Source organism: Acinetobacter sp. 161(2023) (genome assembly GCF_037027805.1).
In the GTDB taxonomy this organism is placed as follows: Bacteria; Pseudomonadota; Gammaproteobacteria; order Pseudomonadales; family Moraxellaceae; genus Acinetobacter.
Genome location: NZ_JAZEYD010000008.1, coordinates 179,215 through 201,406 on the forward strand (window position 1 = coordinate 179,215; position 22,192 = coordinate 201,406).

At 35.7% G+C, this 22,192-nt stretch carries 23 protein-coding genes; 14 read left to right on the top strand and 9 right to left on the bottom strand.

Going from position 1 to position 22,192, the window contains the following annotated elements:
• Nucleotides 1–72: 72 nt before the first annotated feature.
• The 5 genes from WA249_RS09910 to WA249_RS09930 form a co-directional block, all read right to left on the bottom strand.
• The gene (locus WA249_RS09910) at nt 73–744 is read right to left on the bottom strand and encodes a YccT family protein (protein WP_336168345.1); all 672 of its coding nucleotides are present in this window, start codon (nt 742–744) and stop codon (nt 73–75) included.
• A 216-nt stretch (nt 745–960) separates the two neighbouring features.
• Nucleotides 961–1,557, bottom strand: a complete 597-nt coding sequence (locus WA249_RS09915) for a nitroreductase family protein (protein WP_336168347.1) — start codon at nt 1,555–1,557, stop codon at nt 961–963.
• A gap of 187 nt (nt 1,558–1,744) precedes the next feature.
• The gene (gene ftsY / locus WA249_RS09920; RefSeq protein ID WP_336168349.1) at nt 1,745–2,857 is read right to left on the bottom strand and encodes a signal recognition particle-docking protein FtsY; all 1,113 of its coding nucleotides are present in this window, start codon (nt 2,855–2,857) and stop codon (nt 1,745–1,747) included.
• Nucleotides 2,858–2,977: 120 nt separating this feature from the next.
• Nucleotides 2,978–3,304 carry a hypothetical protein gene (locus WA249_RS09925; RefSeq protein ID WP_004791944.1) on the bottom strand — a complete coding sequence of 109 codons (327 nt, stop codon included), beginning with the start codon at nt 3,302–3,304 and terminating at the stop codon, nt 2,978–2,980.
• Between the two features lie 104 nt (nt 3,305–3,408).
• Nucleotides 3,409–3,768 (bottom strand): hypothetical protein, encoded by a 360-nt coding sequence (locus tag WA249_RS09930; protein WP_336168351.1) that lies wholly within the window; start codon nt 3,766–3,768, stop codon nt 3,409–3,411.
• 217 nt (nt 3,769–3,985) lie between these two features.
• Here WA249_RS09930 and WA249_RS09935 point away from each other — a divergent pair, with 217 nt between their 5' ends.
• From WA249_RS09935 to WA249_RS09945, 3 genes are all read left to right on the top strand, one after another.
• A complete protein-coding gene (locus WA249_RS09935) occupies nt 3,986–4,219 on the top strand; it encodes a hypothetical protein (protein ID WP_003652111.1) in 234 nt (77 codons plus the stop codon).
• Between the two features lie 465 nt (nt 4,220–4,684).
• Nucleotides 4,685–5,059 (top strand): DUF2750 domain-containing protein, encoded by a 375-nt coding sequence (locus WA249_RS09940; RefSeq protein WP_336168353.1) that lies wholly within the window; start codon nt 4,685–4,687, stop codon nt 5,057–5,059.
• A gap of 144 nt (nt 5,060–5,203) precedes the next feature.
• Nucleotides 5,204–5,635 carry a CBS domain-containing protein gene (locus WA249_RS09945; RefSeq protein ID WP_336168355.1) on the top strand — a complete coding sequence of 144 codons (432 nt, stop codon included), beginning with the start codon at nt 5,204–5,206 and terminating at the stop codon, nt 5,633–5,635.
• Nucleotides 5,636–5,688: 53 nt separating this feature from the next.
• On the opposite strand, the gene WA249_RS09950 is transcribed toward WA249_RS09945, so the two are convergent.
• Complete coding sequence (locus WA249_RS09950; protein WP_336168357.1) at nt 5,689–6,897, bottom strand: aspartate aminotransferase family protein; 1,209 nt, start codon at nt 6,895–6,897, stop codon at nt 5,689–5,691.
• A 227-nt stretch (nt 6,898–7,124) separates the two neighbouring features.
• Here WA249_RS09950 and grxD point away from each other — a divergent pair, with 227 nt between their 5' ends.
• On the top strand, nt 7,125–7,466 hold the full coding sequence (gene grxD / locus WA249_RS09955) for a Grx4 family monothiol glutaredoxin (protein WP_004643080.1): 342 nt from the start codon (nt 7,125–7,127) through the stop codon (nt 7,464–7,466).
• A gap of 47 nt (nt 7,467–7,513) precedes the next feature.
• Here the strand turns inward: grxD and WA249_RS09960 are convergent, their stop codons facing one another.
• Nucleotides 7,514–7,837 (bottom strand): hypothetical protein, encoded by a 324-nt coding sequence (locus WA249_RS09960; RefSeq protein ID WP_336168359.1) that lies wholly within the window; start codon nt 7,835–7,837, stop codon nt 7,514–7,516.
• Between the two features lie 243 nt (nt 7,838–8,080).
• Here WA249_RS09960 and WA249_RS09965 point away from each other — a divergent pair, with 243 nt between their 5' ends.
• Complete coding sequence (locus WA249_RS09965; protein ID WP_336168361.1) at nt 8,081–8,980, top strand: LysR family transcriptional regulator; 900 nt, start codon at nt 8,081–8,083, stop codon at nt 8,978–8,980.
• Nucleotides 8,981–9,022: 42 nt separating this feature from the next.
• Here the strand turns inward: WA249_RS09965 and map are convergent, their stop codons facing one another.
• Nucleotides 9,023–9,817 (bottom strand): type I methionyl aminopeptidase, encoded by a 795-nt coding sequence (gene map, locus WA249_RS09970; protein ID WP_336168363.1) that lies wholly within the window; start codon nt 9,815–9,817, stop codon nt 9,023–9,025.
• 352 nt (nt 9,818–10,169) lie between these two features.
• Between map and brnQ the strand changes: the two genes are divergently transcribed.
• The 3 genes from brnQ to WA249_RS09985 all read left to right on the top strand — a co-directional run bounded on the left by brnQ (nt 10,170) and on the right by WA249_RS09985 (nt 12,591).
• Entirely contained in the window at nt 10,170–11,471 is a 1,302-nt protein-coding gene (gene brnQ, locus WA249_RS09975; protein ID WP_336168365.1) for a branched-chain amino acid transport system II carrier protein, read from the top strand.
• 191 nt (nt 11,472–11,662) lie between these two features.
• On the top strand, nt 11,663–12,082 hold the full coding sequence (locus tag WA249_RS09980) for a GlcG/HbpS family heme-binding protein (RefSeq protein WP_009392680.1): 420 nt from the start codon (nt 11,663–11,665) through the stop codon (nt 12,080–12,082).
• A 266-nt stretch (nt 12,083–12,348) separates the two neighbouring features.
• Nucleotides 12,349–12,591 carry a hypothetical protein gene (locus WA249_RS09985; RefSeq protein WP_336168366.1) on the top strand — a complete coding sequence of 81 codons (243 nt, stop codon included), beginning with the start codon at nt 12,349–12,351 and terminating at the stop codon, nt 12,589–12,591.
• Between the two features lie 37 nt (nt 12,592–12,628).
• On the opposite strand, the gene WA249_RS09990 is transcribed toward WA249_RS09985, so the two are convergent.
• Nucleotides 12,629–13,084, bottom strand: coding sequence for a hypothetical protein (locus WA249_RS09990; RefSeq protein ID WP_336168368.1), 456 nt, complete (start codon nt 13,082–13,084; stop codon nt 12,629–12,631).
• A gap of 144 nt (nt 13,085–13,228) precedes the next feature.
• On the opposite strand from WA249_RS09990, the gene WA249_RS09995 reads away from it, so the two are divergent.
• From WA249_RS09995 to WA249_RS10020, 6 genes are all read left to right on the top strand, one after another.
• Nucleotides 13,229–14,086 (top strand): alpha/beta hydrolase family protein, encoded by an 858-nt coding sequence (locus WA249_RS09995; protein WP_336168370.1) that lies wholly within the window; start codon nt 13,229–13,231, stop codon nt 14,084–14,086.
• 322 nt (nt 14,087–14,408) lie between these two features.
• Entirely contained in the window at nt 14,409–17,264 is a 2,856-nt protein-coding gene (ptsP, locus tag WA249_RS10000; RefSeq protein ID WP_336168372.1) for a phosphoenolpyruvate--protein phosphotransferase, read from the top strand.
• Nucleotides 17,265–17,279: 15 nt separating this feature from the next.
• Complete coding sequence (pfkB, locus tag WA249_RS10005) at nt 17,280–18,227, top strand: 1-phosphofructokinase (RefSeq protein WP_336168373.1); 948 nt, start codon at nt 17,280–17,282, stop codon at nt 18,225–18,227.
• Nucleotides 18,214–19,932, top strand: a complete 1,719-nt coding sequence (locus WA249_RS10010) for a fructose-specific PTS transporter subunit EIIC (protein WP_336168375.1) — start codon at nt 18,214–18,216, stop codon at nt 19,930–19,932. The genes pfkB and WA249_RS10010 overlap by 14 nt, the downstream gene beginning before the upstream one ends.
• Before the next feature lie 843 nt (nt 19,933–20,775).
• Nucleotides 20,776–21,240 (top strand): MarR family winged helix-turn-helix transcriptional regulator, encoded by a 465-nt coding sequence (locus tag WA249_RS10015; RefSeq protein ID WP_004791909.1) that lies wholly within the window; start codon nt 20,776–20,778, stop codon nt 21,238–21,240.
• Nucleotides 21,241–21,433: 193 nt separating this feature from the next.
• Nucleotides 21,434–21,649, top strand: coding sequence for a hypothetical protein (locus tag WA249_RS10020; protein ID WP_336168377.1), 216 nt, complete (start codon nt 21,434–21,436; stop codon nt 21,647–21,649).
• Nucleotides 21,650–22,192 lie beyond the last annotated feature (543 nt).

Sequence of the window (22,192 nt, forward strand, 5' to 3'; positions counted from 1 at the left end):
TACTTAGGCTATTTATAAAAATTCTAAAAATAAAGCCGATATTAAATCGGCTTTATTTTAAATAGCAATTAATTAATTTGATTGTTCCGCTAACCATGCCATAAATTTTTGACGCTCAGCTTTAGAGGCTTTCTGCCAACTTTCCACTAAACGTTGATCATTCGTTTGTGCTACACCCGTTACTGGCATAGACGTTGGAGCTGGCACAACAACCTGAGCAGAAGTAGGTTTAGCCGATGCATACACAGCTTCAGGCTGTGGCTTAGATGATTTAGTTGTAAAGTCAGCGACTTTACCCAACAATCCAGTTGCAAACCATGGTTTTGCTTCATTGTTTGCACCCGTTTGTTTCACAATTAATTCATTATTTGCACTGTACAAAGCAACTGTTGGTTGCTCAGCATATTTTTTCGCATTTTCATAATCTTTAGGTACATCTACCATCGAAAGCTTATAAGTTTTCCCATCTTGCAATCTAGGTGTTTGAATTGTGACTACGCCAGATTTAACAATGTCATGCTCACCATTTAAATGTTCAAAATATTCTTGGTAGCGCACGCTTAAGCTAGTTTCACCCGCATCGACTTTATAATTATTTTTAGATGAACGAAATAACCCAGAATTGACTTCTTGACCATTCACAGCAAGGATTACAATTTCCTCAGGTGCTGTAATTGTAACTGCTGAAAATACTGAACCGCTGAGTAATAAACCAATTGCAGCAACACTTAATCTTAAAGTCATCTGTCTCTTTCTCTATATTTGATAAGCTATGAAATCATGAGCAATATGCAATATGATTGTGACTATTTTATGACAATACAGTTATCAGCTATTTTTCCAATTTATTATTTTTAAATATACATTTGAATTTCATCAGCTTTCATTCTATTTAATTCTTCTATTAATTCTAAATACATAAAAAAGAGCACCTAAATAGATGCCCTTTTTGACTTTCAATTAATTGAAGGTTTTGAAACGATCAGCATCATTAATAAATGCTTTTTCACCAGCAGGTGCTTCAACAGAACCAAATACTAACTGAGCACGTAACTTCCAATTCGCTGATACATCAAATGCTTCAGCAGCAGCAGAGTCAACAATTGGGTTATAGTGCTGTAAAGAAGCACCTAAGCCTAGCTCTGAAAGTGCTGTCCAAGTTGCAAACTGCGCAATTGCAGTTGAATGCTCAGACCAAACTGGGAAATTATCTGCATATAATTCAAATTGCTCTTGTAAACTTTTAATAACAGCTTGGTCTTCATAAAATAATACAGTACCAACACCGGCAACAAAGCTATCAATTTTTGCATTTGTACCAGCAAAAGAATCTGCAGGAACAATTTTACGTAATGCTTCACGAACTAAATTCCAAAATTTAGCATGTGATTCACCATAAAGCGTCACTACGCGTGAAGATTGTGAGTTGAATGATGAAGGACTATGTTTAACCGCTTCACGGATAGTTTCTTCAATTTTAGTGCGATCTAATGCAACATTTTTACCAATTGCATAAATAGTACGACGGTTTTTAATTTTATCTAAGAAAGTAGACATTTTGTTATTTCCTACCTATTTGATTGACCATGGGCCGTTGTTTGGGAATGAATACAGTGTATTGAACTCATTTTTTATAATCAGCATTAAAAATATGACAGTTCGTTTTATTTTCGCAACAATAAAAAAAGATATACATATAAAAAAGCTCCACCATTTAGTGAAGCTTTTTACTGCTGATAACCAATTATTTATCAGTTTCAAACAGTGCAGCAACAAATGATTTAGCCGAGAATGGTCTTAAATCATCAATTTTTTCACCAACACCAATAAAACGAATTGGCACATGGGTACGACTTGCAATATTAAAGAGTACACCACCTTTTGCAGTCCCATCTAACTTGGTAATTGTAATACCAGTTAAACCTACAGCTTGATCAAACTCTTGTACTTGGTTAATCGCGTTTTGACCCGTACCTGCATCTACCACCAACATAATTTCGTGAGGTGCAGTTGCATCGATTTTTTGCATAACGCGTTTAACTTTTTTAAGTTCTTCCATCAGGTTGCTTTTATTATGTAAACGACCTGCTGTATCTGCGATTAATACATCAATTCCTTTAGCACGAGCACTTTCAAAAGCATCAAAAATAACAGAAGCACTATCAGCGCCATGACCTTGAGCCACAACAGTGATATCGTTACGTTCACCCCAGATTTGTAATTGCTCTGTCGCTGCGGCACGGAATGTATCACCCGCAGCCAACATCACTTTTTTACCTTCACCTTGCAAACGCTTTGCTAACTTACCAATAGTTGTAGTTTTACCAACACCATTTACCCCAACCATCAAAATAACAAAAGGCGATTTGTTAGGGTCAATATGCAAAGGTTTAACACGTGGAGCCAACAAAGCAACCAACTCTTCTTGTAACGCTTTATATAGAGAGTGGGAATAGATCAAATCACCACGAGCTGTACGCTCTGTCAAATTGGTAATGATCGTTCTAGTTGCTTCAACACCAATATCTGCAACCAACAATTGCTCTTCAACTTCTTCCAGTAACTCATCGTCAATTTCCTTTCCACCGATCAGGATATTGACCATACCATCAGCGAAATTACGACGAGTTTTGGTTAAACCTTCTTTCATCCGGCCAAAAAAACCAGATTTTGGTTGTTCAACCGCGGTATCTGTAGAAGCCAATTCAACTTTGGCTACTTCAATATTTTCTTGTGATTTAACAGGAGATTCAACGATGGGAACATCGATAGCAGGTAAATTAGGTAATGTGACATCGTCATCACCGATCTCAGCATCTATCAAGAATTTATTTTGCATATTCGATTGTTGCTCCATGCGGATTCCTTGAAAAGCAGCGCATTTAAAAAGATAAAGTTTAGCATAAATTCAAAATTTTGCCTGCCACAATAGTGCTCAAAAAGCTTTGTAAACCAAGATTTAGCCTGATTCACTCATTTACTGAGTGTCTTCCTGAGCGAGTGCCGGATATTGCTTAATATGCGCACCTTCAAATTGGTAAGCATGCATTAACTTTAAATACTCTGCCCGATGAATTTCTGACTGAGCTATAAGTAACTCAGCCATGTCTTGAGTTCTTGGATAAGTCGCCTGATGAGAAAGTTGTATAATTCGTTGATATTGATCCGGACTAATAGGCCGAAGTAATGCTAAATATGACAGCACAAAAATACAGCCAATGACAATAACCACAAATAGGTTAAAACATTGATCAACTTTTAACTCAGACTTTAATTTAAGAAAATTTTGTTTGAATATGAGCATGACCTACCTCGAATTAGTGTAGTGTAGGGTTCAATACTCATAAGTACAAGATCAAACATCCAGTAAGGTTAATAATCGTACCTTACTGGATAGTATGAGTATGCTTAACTTATTAGTGAACGAATGACAGAAAAGTATAAAATTGCTGCAATAATCACCAAGACTAAAAACATCGCAAACATACTTAACCCTTCTTCTGCATCTGCTGGATGCAATTCGTCTTCATCAGCAATTTTTCGAAGTTCCCCATCATAAACTTGATAAAACCAGTTTTTTTGGGTGGGTTCCAAATGTCCAGCAAAATCAAATACCCTTTTGCGCTGTGCGAGACAATAATCCCCTAAATGGATTTCCTGATGAAAGATAGCTTCGTCTAATAGTTTACGGTGATAATGGGCCAGTTCTATGATTTGCTCCTCTTTAGGCGGAGTATCAAAAACAAAGCCATCGATTGTATTTGTCATATTTTATTCTCCTTGTCTTTTATTCTCATATTGATTTTAATCAAAATTATTTGTGAATAATGTTTAATCATGTATTCTAATAGTGAACTAAGCGATATGCACTAATAGTTGACAAATCCATCAATTTGTAATATTAGTTTAATAATTCTAAGTTAAATTAATTTAAAGGCAGTGGCCTTTAGAAAAAAGTAATCATAATTACAATAAGGAGTTTTATATGATTCAACGTATCTCTCATCATGATTTAGAACATGTATATGCAACTGCAGTTAACACAATTCATTCTCAAATGAACTTTCAAGATGCAGTTACACAGTTAGAAGAAGTTGCTCGCGCTGGGCACGGTAAAGCTGCGCTATTCTTAGCAGAATTGTACTATCAAGGTTTCCGTGTTGAACGTGACTCACTTAAAGCACAATATTGGCAAAAGTTAGCCACAATGCAAGCATAAAAAAACGTCACTTAGGTGGCGTTTTTTTATGTCCGTAAAAATTTGATATAAACCAATTCATTTCTTATCTCTTCTTGTGCTTCACCAAAGCTTTAATCGCTTTGTTTTGCTCAGGTGGCGTTTTTTTATACCCGTAAAAAATCAAAAGTTATCAATTTATCTAAAGCCTTACTTCGCCACTTCAGTCATGGCTCAGGTGGCGTTTTTTTACGTCTGTAAAAAAATTCTATAAATATAATTTGCTACGTACTTCGTTTGTCTTGCTCAGTTGGTATTTTTCTTATGTCTGTAAAAATACAAAATTATCAAATTATCTTAAGCTGCATCTCTCTACTTCTAGTCGTGGCTTAAGACGAATTTTTCTTAGCTGGGAATATTTGTTTACGATTTGATACCTGTTTAAACTGAAATGTCATCTATTTTTTCTATAATAAGCAAGACAAGTTAAGAACCATTAAATTGACAATGAATAGTTTAAGCAATCTACAACCGGTTTCAAAAGACTTGATGATTAAGATTTATATTTTAAGAACCATGATGTATTGCGGAGTTCTTTGGGGATTATTTCATGAAGGTTGGGCAATTAAATCAGATCAGGAAGACTTTATTTTTCCTTTCTGGCTCAATGGATTGCAAGCTCACCGCTATGCCAAAGAACATTGGCCACATTACAAACCGAGAAGAATTACTCCTAAGGATTTTCACGAGTCTTTATTACCAACCTTAACTCGACTCAATGTTACACCAGCTTTGTTTAATTCTTCTCATCGTAAGTTGAAGTTATCTACACAGCAAATGCATCATTTCTTTTTTAAACATCCGCACTGGCAAGGAGCCTAAAGTTTTCTTTAGGTTCTTAACTATTATTAGAATGCTTTTTGAACGCTTGAGTGTAAAACTTGTATTTGAATGACTATGAAGTCTTTGCATTTTTATAAAATCAGGCTAATTTAAAACAAAATGATAAAACACAGGACAGAAGAAATGACAATCGTTGCACAAGTAATCAAAAACAAATCAGAGCAAGATATTTTTACAATTTCTCCAGAAGCCACTGTCCTTGAAGCAATTAAGATCATGGCCGATAAAGGAATTGGTGCGTTAGTGGTAGCCGAAGGTGAAAAGGTTGTCGGAATTTTATCTGAACGTGACTACACGCGAAAAGTGACACTGATGGAACGTTCTTCATACAGCACTACAGTTGCTGAAATTATGACATCTAAAGTTCTTACTGTAAGCCTAAACAATACTGTTGAAGAGTGTTTACATTTAATGACAGATCGCCACTTACGTCATTTACCTGTATTGGACAATGAAAAATTAGTTGGTTTTATCTCTATTGGTGACTTAGTAAAAGCAGCAATGGAAGATCAGAAAAACTTAATTGAACAGTTAAAACAGTATATCTCTGGTTAATGACTGGTAATAAAAAATGGGCCTATAAGAGCCCATTTTTTTCATACTGAAATTTAAAGATAGTCACTGATCAAGCCAACTAAACGCTCTAATAAGTCATCAGCCTGTGCTTGAGTCATATTAATAGGTGGTAATAGACGAACTACTGAACCTGCCGTAACGTTGATAATAAGCTTATGTTGATCACGAGCAATAGCAACCAGTTCAGCACAGTCTTTAGGTAATTGAATACCAATCATCATCCCAAAACCACGCACTTGAATATTCTTGTCTGCTAACTTTGCGCGAAGTTGATCAACAATATAGCGTCCTACTACTGCCGCATTTTCTACAGCATTCTCTTTTTGGATTGTATCGATTACCGTATAAACCACACGAGAACCTAATACAGTACCGCCGTATGTAGAACCATGACTGCCAGGTCCTAATAAACCAACAGCTTTACCCTGTGTCATTACTGCTCCAACTGGAAAGCCATTCCCAAGTCCTTTCGCAGTCGTCAAGACATCAGGCACAATGTTGGTGTGCTGATATGCAAAATATTTACCAGTACGTCCATTACCTGTTTGAATTTCATCTAACATCATTAGCCAGTTATGCTGATTACAAATATTACGGACTTCTTCAAGATAGCTAAAGCCTTGAGGAGCAGTATTAATACCACCCTCACCTTGAATTGGTTCAATCAAAATTGCAACAATATCTGGATGTTGCAAAGCGGCCTCTTGAATTGCATTCACATCACCAAATGGCACACGAATAAAATCATTCAACAAAGGAGCAAATCCGTCTTGTACCTTTTTATTGCCCGTTGCTGAAAGTGTTGCCAAAGTACGACCATGAAATGATTGTTCAGCCACAATAATTTTTGGCAAACGCACACCTTGTTGGGTACCAAATTTACGAGCAATCTTAATTGCACCTTCATTTGACTCAGCACCACTATTTGAAAAGAAGATTTCTTCCATACCAGAAACTTCAGCAAGCTTCTGAGCTGCGGCAGTTTGCCAAGGAATTTCAAATAGATTACTTGTGTGCACAAGTGTTGCAGCTTGTTCAGCAATTGCTTCTGCAATAACTGGGTGAGCATGACCTAAACCACATACAGCAATACCCGTTAAGGCATCTAGATATTCTGTGCCATCTTCAGTATATAGATATGCCCCTCGGCCTCGTACAAAACTGATCGCTTGGCGACCATAAGTAGCCATTAAGTGTGATGGTTGATCAGGTTGTATTGGAGCTAGGGTAATATCAGTCATAACGAACTCTGTCTGTATGAGGTTTTAAGAAGGGTTTATATAAACAAAAACTGGCTCTGATGAAAAGTCTCATCAATCATTTATCTAAAATTTCGTCTGCTTTTCGCTATCACTTCGGTTTATACAATAAAATATTGAATATTCAATGCAACTTTAAGTATTCAGGTGGTTTGCAAAGCAACATAAACACCCCCTATAATGCTGCTAGATTAGTTGAGGATCTATTTATGACTGAACAAGCACGTGATACTGAAGCGTTAATCCGCGATCAAATTGCGAAGCATCCCGTTTTACTTTACATGAAAGGCACTCCACAGTTTCCACAATGTGGTTTCTCTGCACGTGCTGTAGAGGCGCTCAGTCAAATTGGTCGTCCATTTGCATATGTAAATATTTTGGAAAATCCTGATATTCGTGCAATCTTACCAGCAATTGCGAATTGGCCTACATTCCCGCAACTTTGGGTAAATGGCGAACTTATTGGCGGTAGCGATATCATGCTTGAAATGTTCCAAAATGGCGAATTAAAACCATTAGTTGAACAATATAGCGCTGCACCAGAAGCGTAAATAATAAAAAAGCCAATCAATAGATTGGCTTTTTTATGCTCTCAATATTACAAGTCGCTCACGCCAACATAGCGAAACAAACCTTCCACACCTAAATCAGATTTTAAGACAATCAAATTTCCATAAGGTGTTGTCGTTAACGCTTTAAAAATATTCATGTTTGGATCTTCGTGTAACTCATCCACGCTCTTGCTCATGCACTCTTCAAATCGGTCTGCAACAAATTCGAATCCTAAATCCATAGCAATAAATAAAGTGTGCTCACATGGCTGAACATACTGTTCTTGTGCCCAGTCAATTATTGCTTGTTTGCAAAATGGACACTCAATATTTGTAGAGGCATCGTTAAGTTCTATCAATTGATACGGCATTAGATTTGAAAAGTAGAGAAAAATATAGTGTAAAAGAAATTGATGAATTGTTCTATAGACAACCTATAAAGCCTTTTTAAATACATACATTCAAATTACAAGGTAATTACAATATAATTTCAAAACTCTTTCTATCAATTAAATAATGAATTTATCTCCTACTTACAAAAAACTTAGCATAAGAATTATCGTTGCAAAAATAATAATGTAAAATCATGGTTGTTGCAGAAATAGGATATTTTAATGCTCACTGATCTTGATGATTTTTATTGTTTTGCTCTTGTTGTTGAGCATGGTGGCTTTAGTGCTGCTGAGCGTGTAACGGATATACCAAAATCAAAATTAAGTCGCCGCGTGTACAGCTTAGAAGAAAATTTAGGCGTCCGCTTAATCCAACGTAGTTCTCGACACTTTGCTGTTACAGATATTGGAATGGATATTTATAGACATGCTCAAGTCATGATGAATGCTGCGCAAGCTGCTCATGATTTAGTTGATCATTTAAGTATTCAACCTAGAGGCGTGGTGAAAGTTAGTGTGCCTGTTGATATTGCTCAAAATCAACTTCCTAAAATCCTACCTGCTTTCTTAAAAAAATATCCAGAAATTCGTTTGCAACTAATGGTCAGCAACCGCCGAGTAGATGTTATTAATGAAGGAATTGATATCGCATTACGAGTTCGCTCAAAACTGGATGACGACCCTAGTTTAGTTCTTCGACAGTTCGCGCTTATAGAACAAAGTTTATTCGCAAGTCAGGCATATTTAAATGAGTTTGGGGATATAAAAAACCCAGAGCAACTCAGTGAACATCGCATTTTAAGTTTATCTGAAGATCATCTTGATCAACAATTCATTTTGCATGGACCTGACAATCAGCAAAAGAAAGTCAAAGTTAGCCCTATTGTAATGGGCACAAACATACACATGTTGGCTCAATTGGCTAGTCAGAACTGTGGTATCGCATTATTGCCAGAGACTGCAGCAGAAGACTTCCTAAAATCCGGGCAACTTATACAAATCTTACCAGACTGGAAAGCACCTCATGGAATATTACATGCCGTATATCCATCACGCCGAGGGTTACTGCCTGCTGTTCGAGTATTCATTGATTATTTAGTAGAACATCTTTCTGAGCGTTAAAATAAAAAAGTTCGATAATTTATCGAACTTTTTCTATATTTTTCAAATTGCAGGATAGTTTCCCACACCTTCAGGCCAACGGGTTAATAGTTCAAAACCAGTATCTGTTACTGCAACCATATGTTCCCATTGAGCCGATAACGAAAGATCTTGAGTAACAACTGTCCATCCATCATTTAACTCTTTCACTTGCGGTCTACCTGCATTTACCATTGGCTCAATGGTAAAAACCATTCCTTTTTTTAAGACCAAGCCTTGCCCGCGTTGCCCATAATGCAAAACATTAGGTTGTTCATGATAAACCTTACCAATCCCATGCCCACAATATTCTCGAACAATACTATAGCCCTCGCGGTGAGCAACTGACTGAATAGCATAACCAATATCACCCAATGTAGCTCCTGGCTTAACAGTATGAATACCTGCAACCATCGCTTCATAAGTTGTATCAACCAGTTTTTTTGCTTGTGGGTTTACATTACCCACAAAATACATGCGGCTCGTATCACCAAAATAACCATCTTTAATAATTGCGACATCAATATTAATAATATCGCCATCTTTTAAAATTTTATTGGGTGATGGTATGCCATGGCAAACAACTTCATTTACTGAAGTGCATATCGTTTTTGTAAAACCGTGATATCCCACATTAGCCGGAATAACTTTTAAATTATTTACAATATAGTCATTACAGAGGTTATCTAAATATTCAGTAGATACGCCCGGTTTAATATAGGCCCCTATCATTTCTAAAACTTGCGCAGCCAAGCGTCCAGAAATTCTTAACTTTTCCAGATCTTGTTCAGTTTTTATTGTAACAGTAGAAGCTCTCATTTAGTTTTATCCTCGTAGATGCTGCTTTTACAACGCCTACAAAAATGTAAGTTAATTTAGAATATTTTAGAATGGATATAGGAGAGGTTGGAAGCTTTAAACGCCCAAATATTCAACATTCATAATAGAAATTTATATTTTTATTTTTGCATAATTTCTTTAAAAAGTCAGATATAAAAAATGATTTCATGATTTCTTTCAATGATTTTTCAACTAGATACCTTAACCAGTTGATATTTTTAATATCTCTTAAATTTTTTTAAGCCTCCAAAAAAAGCTTTTTCACATAAAATACCACTTGATCATGCTCTCTTTTGCTCTAAAATTCCTTCTTTTTTATTAAATTTAATTTATGCAACATCTTCGCACTGGAGATATTATTGCCTTAGGTTTTATGACCTTTGCCCTTTTTATTGGGGCTGGCAATATTATATTTCCCCCTATTGTCGCTCAACAAGCTGGTGATCATGTATGGCTAGCCGCTATGGGCTTTTTGATTACTGCAGTTGGCTTACCCGTAATTACGATCATGGCACTCTCTCGCATGCAGGGTTCCATTGAAATTATTAGCTCTCCCTTAGGTCGAGTAGCAAGTCTGATTTTAACTGTTGTTTGTTACTTATCAGTCGGCCCTTTATTTGCTACCCCACGTACAGCTACAGTTTCTTATGAAATTGGTTTCTCCTCTTATTTTGGAACATCAAGTAGTAGCCTTTTAATCTATAGCGCAATTTATTTTTCATTTGTAACTATAGTTTCACTTTATCCAAACAAGTTATTGGACACAGTTGGACATGTGCTTGCCCCGCTAAAAATTATTGCTTTAGCAATTTTAGGCATTGCAGCAGTCATGATACCTTCTGGTTACGTACCTGCTCCAATTAACCATTACATTACATCTCCAGTTTCTGAAGGTTTCGTAAATGGTTATCTCACCATGGACACGTTAGGTGCACTAGTATTTGGTATCGTTATTATTCAAGCGATTTACTCTCGTGGCGTAACTGATAAAAAGTTAGTGACCAAATATGCAATTATTGCCAGTCTGATTTCAGGTGCCGGTCTTACTTTAGTCTATTTGAGCTTGTTCAAATTAGGTCTAGGTAGCCATGAAGTAGCACCAAATGCAGCAAATGGTGCAGTAATTTTACATGCATATGTTCAGCATGCTTTTGGAAATATGGGTTCATTATTCTTAACTGGACTAATTTTTCTAGCGTGTATGGTTACAGCAATTGGCTTAACTTGTGCGTGTGGTGAGTACTTTGCTCAGTTAACGAAATTACCATACAAGCTTTTAGTATTTATTTTAGTTGGTTTCTCTTTCATTATTTCGAATCTTGGATTAACTAAACTGATTGCTATTTCAGTACCTGTCTTAAGTGCAATCTACCCACCAGCAATTGTGGTGATTATGCTGAGCTTCTTCTGGAAATTTTGGCATAAACCTTCATTTATTGTCGGTTCAGTAACAAGTATTTCTTTAATTTTCGGTATTATTGATGGTCTTAAAGTTGCAGGTTTCGGTGATTATTTACCTGAATTTCTTCAACATTTACCATTAAATGAACAAAACTTAGCTTGGTTGATCCCATCTTTAGTTGTTCTTGCAATTACCGTAATTATCGACAAATTTAAATTCAAAAATATTTAATCTAGTGGCTTTTTTGAAATCGAGTTTTATCCAAACATGATTTTATATATTGAATAGAATGCTGTGTTTACCCAACCAGCATTTTATTTCCACACTAGTTTTTAATGACAAATCAACAATAGAAATAATCAATTTTTACTGTAAAATTACACTAAAATAATTTTTAGCTTACTCAGGAAAGAAGAGCAACAATGAAAACTAAATATTACTTAACATTAGCAGATGCAGAGTTTTTAATGGAAGAAGCTCAAAAATATGCAATTGAACACAACTTTAAAGTCAGCATTGCTATTGTTGATGAAACAAGCTCCTTATTACTCATGAAACGTTTAGATGGCGCCTCTCCTTTAAGTTCACACTTATGTTTAGAAAAAGCAAAATGCTCTTCAATATCAGGTAGACCGTCAAAATTTTATGAAGAACTTCTGCAAAGTGGCCGTCTTGGTTTCTTAAGTATGCCTAGCGCTCAAGGCATGTTAGAAGGTGGAAAACCAATTATTCACGAAGGTGAAATTTTAGGTGCTATTGGTGTATCGGGTGTTCAATCTTTTGAAGATGCAGAAATTGCTCAACATGCAATTGATACCTTTTTTAAAAAGCAAAATAGCTAAGATAAATTGATAGGAAAGAGAAATTAATCCACTTTTCACTTAAATAGTTTCTCTTTCCGAAAAGAACAAGTATTTCATACAAAAATATTTAATATTTACTTTTTTAATACCTTAAGCTTTTATAAATATAGAGGTTTTTATAAAACTGTTTAAAAAATTTTCTATTCGCTCTTGAATTGAGTTGAAAATAGCAGTACAACATTAAGCTTAAAACTTATTCTTGACTAAAACATTAGGTTTTAGCGCAACCACAAGGAGGGATGGAGATGTTATCATTACATTTCAACAAACAAGTCTTCATTAACACTCTGAACAGCAAAGATTCAGTTGTTTATGGAGTGACACCGCTTGCTCTTATGCTGACTTTACTGTTTCAAGGTATGATTAAAGGAAATCTAAAACCCGAATACTTTATGTATGCGATGGTGGTTTCTTTCATATTTTGTCTGTGGGCCTTTGTCGATCATAAGATGCGAAAATTAGCCAAGCGACATCTTAGTCAACAATAATTGTAAGATTAAAAAAATGGATGAGCCATCATCCATTTTATATACCCAGAAATAAAAAAATTGTTCCTATAACTAAAATAGCTGTAGCTAATAACTCAGTAATAATCAATCCAACCATCATTAAAGACATTAACCACGAAGGTAAGTTAAATCTACCTAACTGATGTGGACTTTTAAATTGATTTGTCGTGTCCTGTAAATAACCGTGTACCATATAAATTAATATTGAAAAGCTAAAAAACAACACATTTGCTAGCACACACCACAAAGCAATATTTTCATTTAAAACAGTAAAATAGCTCAGTACAGCAAGAATTAGAGTAGCAGCTGCATAAAGTAAACTGCTGCGATGAGCGATATCAACATAATAGTGGGCACGATGTATCTCTGAACGGCGTATTTGCCAATATTTCCACACCCCTGTGAACATTCCCATCCATAAAAATATGCCACTAAATACAATCGCTAACTGTACAGCTTTCGGTAAATCCATCTTTTTCTTCCCAATTATTCGTTTTATTAAAATTTAATGAGCGGTATAGCATAAATCTTGACTTTATAGTCACACTTTAATCAAGTATCGTTTTGGAACTCATGTAAATTAAAGTCATCAATAAGCTAATCATTAAGTAATATTATGGATAACACTTTTGAATCATTTTGGATGACCTGCGAAGACGGTTATCAACTTGCTGCACAATTTTATCCAACCCAATCAAAGAAATCAGTACATCCTGTTTTGATTTGTCCAGCTACAGGTATTACTAAAAACTTTTATCATCCTTTTGCTACATGGTTAAGCCAACAAGGTTATGAAGTATTAAGCTTTGATTTCCGTGGTATTGGAGATTCATTGCATGGGCCGTTAAAGCAAAGCGATGCAAGTATTAATGATTGGGGAACGCTTGATATTCCTTGTGCAATTGATGCCTTATTAGAAAAAACTCAAGCAGAAAAAGTTACTCTTCTTGGCCATAGTGCGGGTGGGCAACTGTTAGGGATTGTGCCAAATTTTCATAAAGTAGCAAAAGTTGTTGCGGTAGCAGGTTCTACAGGCCATGTAAAAGGACTTAAAGGTAAAACCAAGTTTCTGGCCCCTGTTATGTTTAACGTTATCTTCCCAATTTCTAGTACGTTAAAAGGTTATGGTGCTACTCATTTTATTGGAATGGGTGAAAACTTACCTAAAAAAGTTGCACAACAATGGAGAGAATTTTGCAGTCATCCAGGCTATGTGAAAAATGCGATTGGTAAAACTATCTTTCATGACTTTCACACTGAAATTATCTGCCCTATTACTTCTATTTGGGCAAGTGATGACGAAATTGCCACTCAACACAACGTTGCAGATTTATTAAATTTATATCCGAACGCATCTACTAAAATGCTAGAACTGAACCCGACAAAACTCGGCTATAAATCAATTGGGCACATGTTAATGTTTAAAAAATCACATCAAAAGCTGTGGTCACTCTTAGAGCAAGAAATTCAATAGTAATTTAAATTCTATCATTTAGTTTTTGCCTCTATGCCCGTAATCCGGTGTAGAGGTTTTTTTATTATTAGCACTCCCCTTTTTATTAAATAACTTTATTAAATTTATAGTTACCATAAGAAACTAAAATATATTAAGTCGTGATCCCTTTGTATTTTTAATAAGCATTATTTACGTAAATACGTCGATATAAGCTTAAAGTTCTGCTATGGTAATTTGTCTGAAGCTGTTGTTTAAAAACAGGTAAACCAACCTATTTTAATACAAACAGCTTCTTTTTTTCTGTTTTAGTTAAAACCTAAGAAATTGTTCAAGGATAAGTATGCTAGCACTCGAGCCTCGACATATTCATATGAATCAACATGCTGTTGATAAAAAGCATGCATTACAGTGTCTAGTAGATATTTTAGTAAAAGATGGGTTAGTTACACCTGAATATGTAACAGGGCTCATCAATCGCGAACAACAAAGCGCCACCTATTTAGGCCAAGGAATTGCTATTCCACATGGCACTCCACAATCTCGTGAATTTATTTTAGAGACAGGTATTCGGTTAGCTCACTTCCCTGAAGGAATAATATGGGATGGGGAAAATACGATTTATTTAGCTGTTGTTATTGCAGCAAAATCCGATGAACATTTACAAGTACTACAAATATTAACTAGAGCGTTAATGCAGGATGTAAGTGAACAGGTAAAAAATGCGACTCAACCTGAGCAAATTATTGAACTCTTACAAGCTCAACCCCTATCTTTAACTCTGCATGAAAATTTAATTCAAACTGAAATTGAATCTCAAGATATTGAAGATTTGTTATGGTCAGCCTCTCAAATTCTAAAAAAACATAATTTCGTAAAATGTGGTTTCCTCAGCTCACTTGAACCAGATCAAGTTATCCAGTTACAAGACCAGATCTGGTCTATTTCTAGCAGTAAGTTTGTTCAACAGCCAGCAATCAGTATTGTAAAGCCACGCCATGCTTTAAATGTAAGTGGACAAAAACTAAATACACTCGTCTGTATTGCTGCCAATGAGCAGTTAGATAGCCAAAAATTTAATCGACTGATTGATATTTTATTTAACCCAGAACAAGTCGCACAACTAGATCAAACACAAGCACCAAATGAAATTGCTAAAATTATTGGTGCAGATGTTATTCCAGATTGGCCTCATCGCTCGGTTGTATTAGCCAATGCCCATGGATTACATGCTCGACCAGCGACTCATTTGGTGAACTTAACTAAAAGTTTTCAAGGTGATATTCAGGTCGCAGTGGACGATGGTAATTTTGTTTCGGCCAAAAGTTTGACGCGCCTCTTGGCTTTAGGATGTAAACGAGGTCAGACTTTACGTTTTATTGCCGAGCCAGAAACAGATGCTGTTGAAGCTTTAGATAAAGTTATTCAGGCCGTGCAACAAGGCTTAGGAGAAGAAGTCGAACCTATTCAATCTTCAGATACCCAAGAAGCTCAATCGCATCAAATAGTAAAGTCATTGCCGAAAACATTGAGTACAAATACAGGTATTCCAGCTTCTAGTGGTCTAGCTTTTGGCCCCGTACATGTCATCAAACCTAAGGTTTACCAATATGAACGTATGGGTTTAAGCGTTAAAGCAGAAAAAGAAAAACTTGATATTGCTCTTCACGCAGTTAAAAACAATATTCACCAAGTTATTGCAAAATCTGAAGCGAATGAAATTAAGCAAATTTTCCAAGCACATTTGGAAATGCTAGACGACCCTGATCTTATTAATGGTGTTTATCAAAAGATTAACTTAAACCTTTCTGCTCCTGCTGCTTGGCATGAACATATTGAAGCAGCAGCTAAAGAGCAAGCAGCTTTACCAGACCGCTTACTGGCTGAGCGTGCTACAGACTTACGTGATATTGGCGATCGTGTTTTAGCTCAACTCTGTGGCGAAGTTATCATCGAAGAACCTAAAGAGCCTTATATTTTGATCATGTATGATGTGGGGCCAAGTGATGTGGCTCGCCTTAATAAAGATCAAGTAGCGGGTATTTTGACAGCTGTAGGCGGTGCAAGTGCACATAGCGCTATTGTTGCTCGTGCTTTAGGTATTCCTGCAATTGTTGGTGCGGGTGATCAAGTACTAGAGATTGAACAAAAGAGTTCTCTTTTAATTAATGGAGATACAGGAACTTTTGTATTAAACCCTAACACTCAGCAAATCGAACAAGCAAAACAAGAACGAGAGCTTCAACAAAAAATTCGTGAAGAGGCTGAACGTCACAGCCAAGAACCTGCGATTACCTTAGATCAACATCAAATCGAAGTTGCTGCCAATTTAGGAAAAGTTCAAGCTACAGCCCACGCTGTAGAATGTGGTGCCGAAGCAATCGGACTACTAAGAACCGAACTCGTTTTTATGGCTCATAGCAGTGCTCCAAGTGAAGCTACCCAAGAAGCAGATTATCGTGTTGTGCTAGATGCTCTCGCTGGACGCCCACTTGTAGTACGTACTCTTGATGTAGGTGGTGACAAACCGCTTCCTTACCTGCCAATTGCTGAAGAAGAAAATCCATTTTTAGGCCTAAGAGGTATCCGTTTAACGCTAAGACAGCCAGAGCTGTTACGTCAACAACTTATCGCTTTGCTTAAAGCCGCAGATGATCGTCCTTTACGAATCATGTTTCCAATGATTGGCCGTATGGAAGAATGGCGTGCTGCCAAAGCTATTCTTGATGAAGTTAAAGCTGTACATCCATGCGCCAACTTACAAGTTGGTATTATGATAGAAGTTCCTTCTGCTGCCTTACTTGCGCCTATTCTTGCTCAAGAAGTGGACTTTTTCAGCATAGGAACAAATGACTTAACCCAATATACTTTAGCTATTGACCGTGGTCACCCTATCCTCTCGGCTGAAGCAGACGGCCTTCACCCAAGCATTTTGCAATTGATTGATCACACCGTAAAAGCTGCGCACAAACATGGCAAATGGGTGGGTATATGCGGAGAACTCGCAGCGGATCCAAGAGCTGTACCGATTCTTATGGGATTAGGCATAGATGAGCTCAGCATGTCTCCAAATAGTATTCCTTTAGTAAAAGCCCAAATTCGTACACTTAACTACAGCCAAGCTCAAGCGCTTGCAAAAAGCGCACTAGAATGTGAGAGCGCTACTGCTGTACGTCAGTTATCCGAACAAGAAATCTAAAGATTAGGAACAGTAATGGCTAAAGTTTTAACAATTACTTTAAATCCTGCAATTGATGTAACGATACAACTCAATGAGTTACACATTGGCGAGGTAAATCGCCAAGAATATGTAGAAATACATGCAGCAGGCAAAGGATTAAATATTGCACAAGTTTTAAAAGATTTGGGGCATGAAGTTATTGTTTCTGGCTTTCTAGGAACGACGAACAAACAAATTTTTGATGACCATTTTAAAGAAGCTCAATTCCAACCTGAGTTTATTTATATTGAAGGCGAGACTCGTCAAAATATAAAAATTGCTGAACATTCTGGGCGTATGACCGATTTAAATGGAAAAGGTTTCTTAGTTTCTGAACTAGATAAAAAGAACCTCTTTCAAAAAATCGAAATGATTTTGCCACAAGTAGATGTAGTTGCAATTGCCGGGAGCCTTCCACAAGGTTTCAGTGTTGATGAATTACAGCAACTTATTAAGCTCATTCAACAGCAAGGGAAAAAAGTTGCACTAGATACAAGTGGTAAAGCATTGGTCGCTGCAATTGAATGCCAACCATGGATGATTAAACCAAATACAGATGAGTTAGTAGAAAGTTATCAACTTCCTGCCGCGACTTATTCTGAACAAAAAAAGCTTTTTGAAAACTTAGCTAAAATTGAGCATGTCGTTATTTCGATGGGCGAAGACGGAGTAAACTGGCTACACGACACTCACCCGCTTCATGCCCAAGCCCCTAAAGTGATCGTTAAAAGTACCGTTGGTGCAGGTGACTCTCTTTTAGCAGGCATGATTCATGGCTTAATAAATGGCTTCTCTGATGAAGAAACATTAAAAACTGCTACTGCAATCGCAAGCCATGCTGTCACACAAATTGGCTTTCGTATTCCCAATGCCGAAACGCTAAACCAGTTAAAAGCCCAAACTACAATCAATTCATTGAGTGAATCTGATGCTAACTGCTAAACATTTATTATTTGTCATTAATAGTCCGCAACAGCAAGTCAATGCTTTGATTTTAGCTCGGAAACTTTCACAGGTTGCATCTCAACAGGGTTATCCGAACAACATTATTTCGCTTGATGAATTTGAAATAAGTGAAAACTTTGATCAAGTTATTGTTGTTGGACAACGCCCGAAAGATCTTAATAGTTTTGGTACACATCCATTATCTTTCATTAGCATTGAAGAGATAAAAAATGATGCTCACACAGCTTTCCAAACTGCCTTAGATCACTTTAAGCCAGCTCAAGATTGGCTAAGTGATAATATCTTGGCAGTAACTACTGCTAAAAAGTTTGTAGCAATCACTGCGTGTCCTACGGGTGTTGCACATACTTTTATGGCTGCTGAAGCTTTACAACAAGGTGCAGAAAAGCTTGGGTATGAGATTGAAGTAGAAACACAAGGTTCTGTTGGTGCAAAAAATATTTTATCAGCTCAAGCTATTGCTGAAGCAGACATTGTGATTCTTGCCACTGACATTGAAGTTAACACAGACCGTTTTGTAGGTAAGCGTGTTTATCGGTGTGGTACAGGTTTTGCTCTAAAGCAAACAGATAAAGCCTTTGCTGAAGCAATCAGTAATGCACAAGTTTTAGAACAAGGTAAGCAACAAGCATCAGCCGAGAACAAAGATAAAACCGAAAAGGTGGGCGTATATAAACATCTCTTAACTGGTGTTTCTTTTATGCTGCCTATGGTGGTGGCTGGAGGTCTGTTAATTGCTCTCTCCTTATGCTTTGGCTTAAATGCTGCTGAACAAGCAGGTAGCTTACCCGCCATATTAAAACAAATTGGTGCTGCTGCATTTATGCTCATGGTCCCAATGTTATCAGGTTATATTGCCTACTCAATTGCTGATCGCCCTGGTCTTGCACCTGGTCTAATTGGAGGGTTACTCGCCTCTCAACTACAAGCAGGTTTTTTAGGCGGTATTGTTTCAGGTTTTCTTGCGGGTTATATCGCACTATTTATTGCTAAAAAACTTAAACTCCCTACCAGTTTAGAGGCACTTAAACCGATTTTAATTATTCCATTATTAGGTACATTATTTGTCGGTCTCATTATGTTCTATGTGGTTGGACAACCTGTAGCACATATTTTTGAGCTAATGAAAGACTTCTTAAATAACATGGGTACAACAAATGCTGTGTTAATGGGAATTATATTAGCAAGCATGATGTGTATCGATTTAGGAGGTCCAATTAATAAGGCAGCCTACGCTTTTACTGTCGGGTTACTTACCACAAATACCTATATGCCAATGGCAGCAACAATGGCAGGCGGTATGGTCCCTGCAATTGGTATGGCTATTGCGACGTTCGTGGCTAAAAATAAATTTAGTACAGGAGAGAAAGATGCTGGAAAAGCCGCTTTTGTATTAGGGTTATGTTTTATTTCAGAGGGGGCTATTCCTTTTGCTGCTAAAGACCCAATGCGTGTTATTCCAACTTGTATTTTAGGTGGGGCTGTGACTGGAGCACTTGTTGCATTATTCCATTGCGAATTAGTTACTCCTCATGGCGGCGTATTTGTCCTTTTAATTCCCAATGCGATTAATCATGCTTGGTTATATCTCGCGGCTATTGCAGCAGGTAGTATCGTTACAGGCATAAGCTATGCGATTGTTAAGAAAAAAATAGAAGAAAAAGTTGTGACCACTGCATAATTAAAAAAGGGAGAATAGAAATTCTCCCTTTTTTACATTTCATATGTTTCAACAAATAAAACCTTTCAATTACCCACTTTACGCTACTCGCATAATTTAATCTAAATAACTGTTACTAATAAGCTGCGCTAGCACTTCCTCTTCCAACTTTATTGTTAAACTGAACCTATGTGTGATTTAGAAGATGAGTAGCATGAGTAAAAACTCTTAAAAATATAATTTATAGACAAAAAAACTAAAAAAATATGGTTAATCTTTCCACCAGTTATTTAATTTTATACATAACAATCAATGAGTTAATAAATAAATCAAATTTATTTCACTAAATAATAGATGATTCATGTTAAATGTATGGTAAATTCCACCAATCCCAAAACAAATCAAGTTTTTGATATTTATAAATATTTATTATTTAAATATCTTGATTTTTCATAATTATGACTTTAGAGACAAAAACTATCTCGTTCAATGCCACGTTCAAATCATAATTTTTTTTCTACGATGCGCTTGTAATCCAGTATCGTTCAATTAACGATCAAGCAAGCCTAGATGCAATCTTGTATATCTGTTCAAAGATTTTAGGAAACTAATGATTATGACTCATCAAGTCACATTAACTTTCAACAAACTTTGACTATAGAAGAAGAGTATTTTTAGTTTGTGCAAAGTATAGAAAAACTTATCAAGACAAGGTCCTTTAAACCATGTCATTGTTAAATTTAGCTATATAAATTTTGCTCACCAAGTAAAGTCCTGATATAACTTGCTTGATGAAACTATATTTTTCAACTATTAAAGATAGTTCACCAGAAATGCGATCCACCAAGGTATGGGGAAAAGTCAATGACAAAGAAGTATGCGCGTTTTTTACCTACAACAGAATCTTTTACTCTTGAAGATTTTCCATATTATTGGATTACTCAAGTACATGCCCAATATGTACAAAACATTGATAATGCGTTAAAAAAATATGGTTTAGATAACTCACGTCGACGCATTATGTTGGCTTTAAGTAGTAAGCCCCATGCAAGTGTTTCTGAACTTTCAGATATGATTATTTCAAAAATGTCGACGACCACCAAGATTGTTTATCGTTTAAAAGATGAAGGTTTGGTAGAAACTTATTCTTGCCAGACTGATGGTCGAATTACTCGCGTAGTACTTACAGACAAAGGTACTGAAATGATCAATAAGATTAATGATCTAACTAGCGTAGTACTCGAACAATCTTTCGAAGGTATTACCCCTTTGCAATTAGAAAAAATGATGGAAAGTTTAAAATTACTTTTAAAGAATCTTTCTCGTTAATATGAAATAGATGTCTTATAGTAAATAAAAATTAAGCTCTTTTTACGAGAGCTTTTTCTATTTTAATGCCTCATCAAAGTATGGATAGAAACAACCCTCACATAAAATAAGCAATTAACCTCTTATCTGTTGACTTGAGCCCATAACTCCAGTAGAAATTCTTCTTCAACAACTGCATAGCAAATTTTTGAAAATGGCTAAAAGAAAATACAAAAGTGACAAGTTTCAAGTGCGTCGTATTAACCGTCAATGGTGGGTACTTGAAAAAGACCTTGAATCAAGCTGCTATTTAAAACATGAACAAGTGGCAACAAAAACCTTAGCAAACAACTATGCTGATGATTATATTGAACAATATTATATGAATCTTTATATTCAACAAGAGTTGAAAAAACCTGAAACTGTATAAAAAAGCCATTTGGCTTTTTTTTATTTTTAATATTTAAAGATTATAAAATAAAAAATTAAGGATAAAAAAAACCTACATCTTGGGGAAAATGTAGGCTATAAAATGCACAAAAAGGAAATATATATCCTTCTTGATGAGAAGAATTTTACGATAATATAAGCCTTTATTTTATATTACTTTTGTAAACTTAATAGTGGTTATTGTATTTATTTAGCCTTTTTAAAATTTCCCTCTTTTAATATATTATGGTTAAATTTTGTTTTATTAAAAGTTTAACTATTTCAATTTACTCCGTATCTTTTTATAATTTACTTTCATTTTTTCTATTAAGATAAATTTATAAAGATAATTATAAGCTTCTGTTTTAATAAGTTTTTTACAAAAATAAGCATAAATCTTTTTTTAACTTAACACAGATAAAAATCAATAAATAACAAAAACATAAATTAAATTTTAAGTATATAATATATTTTAAACTTCCATTTTAGATCAAAAAAAATACAGGCAGAATTTATTTATTGCTGTTTTGATTACTACAGAAAG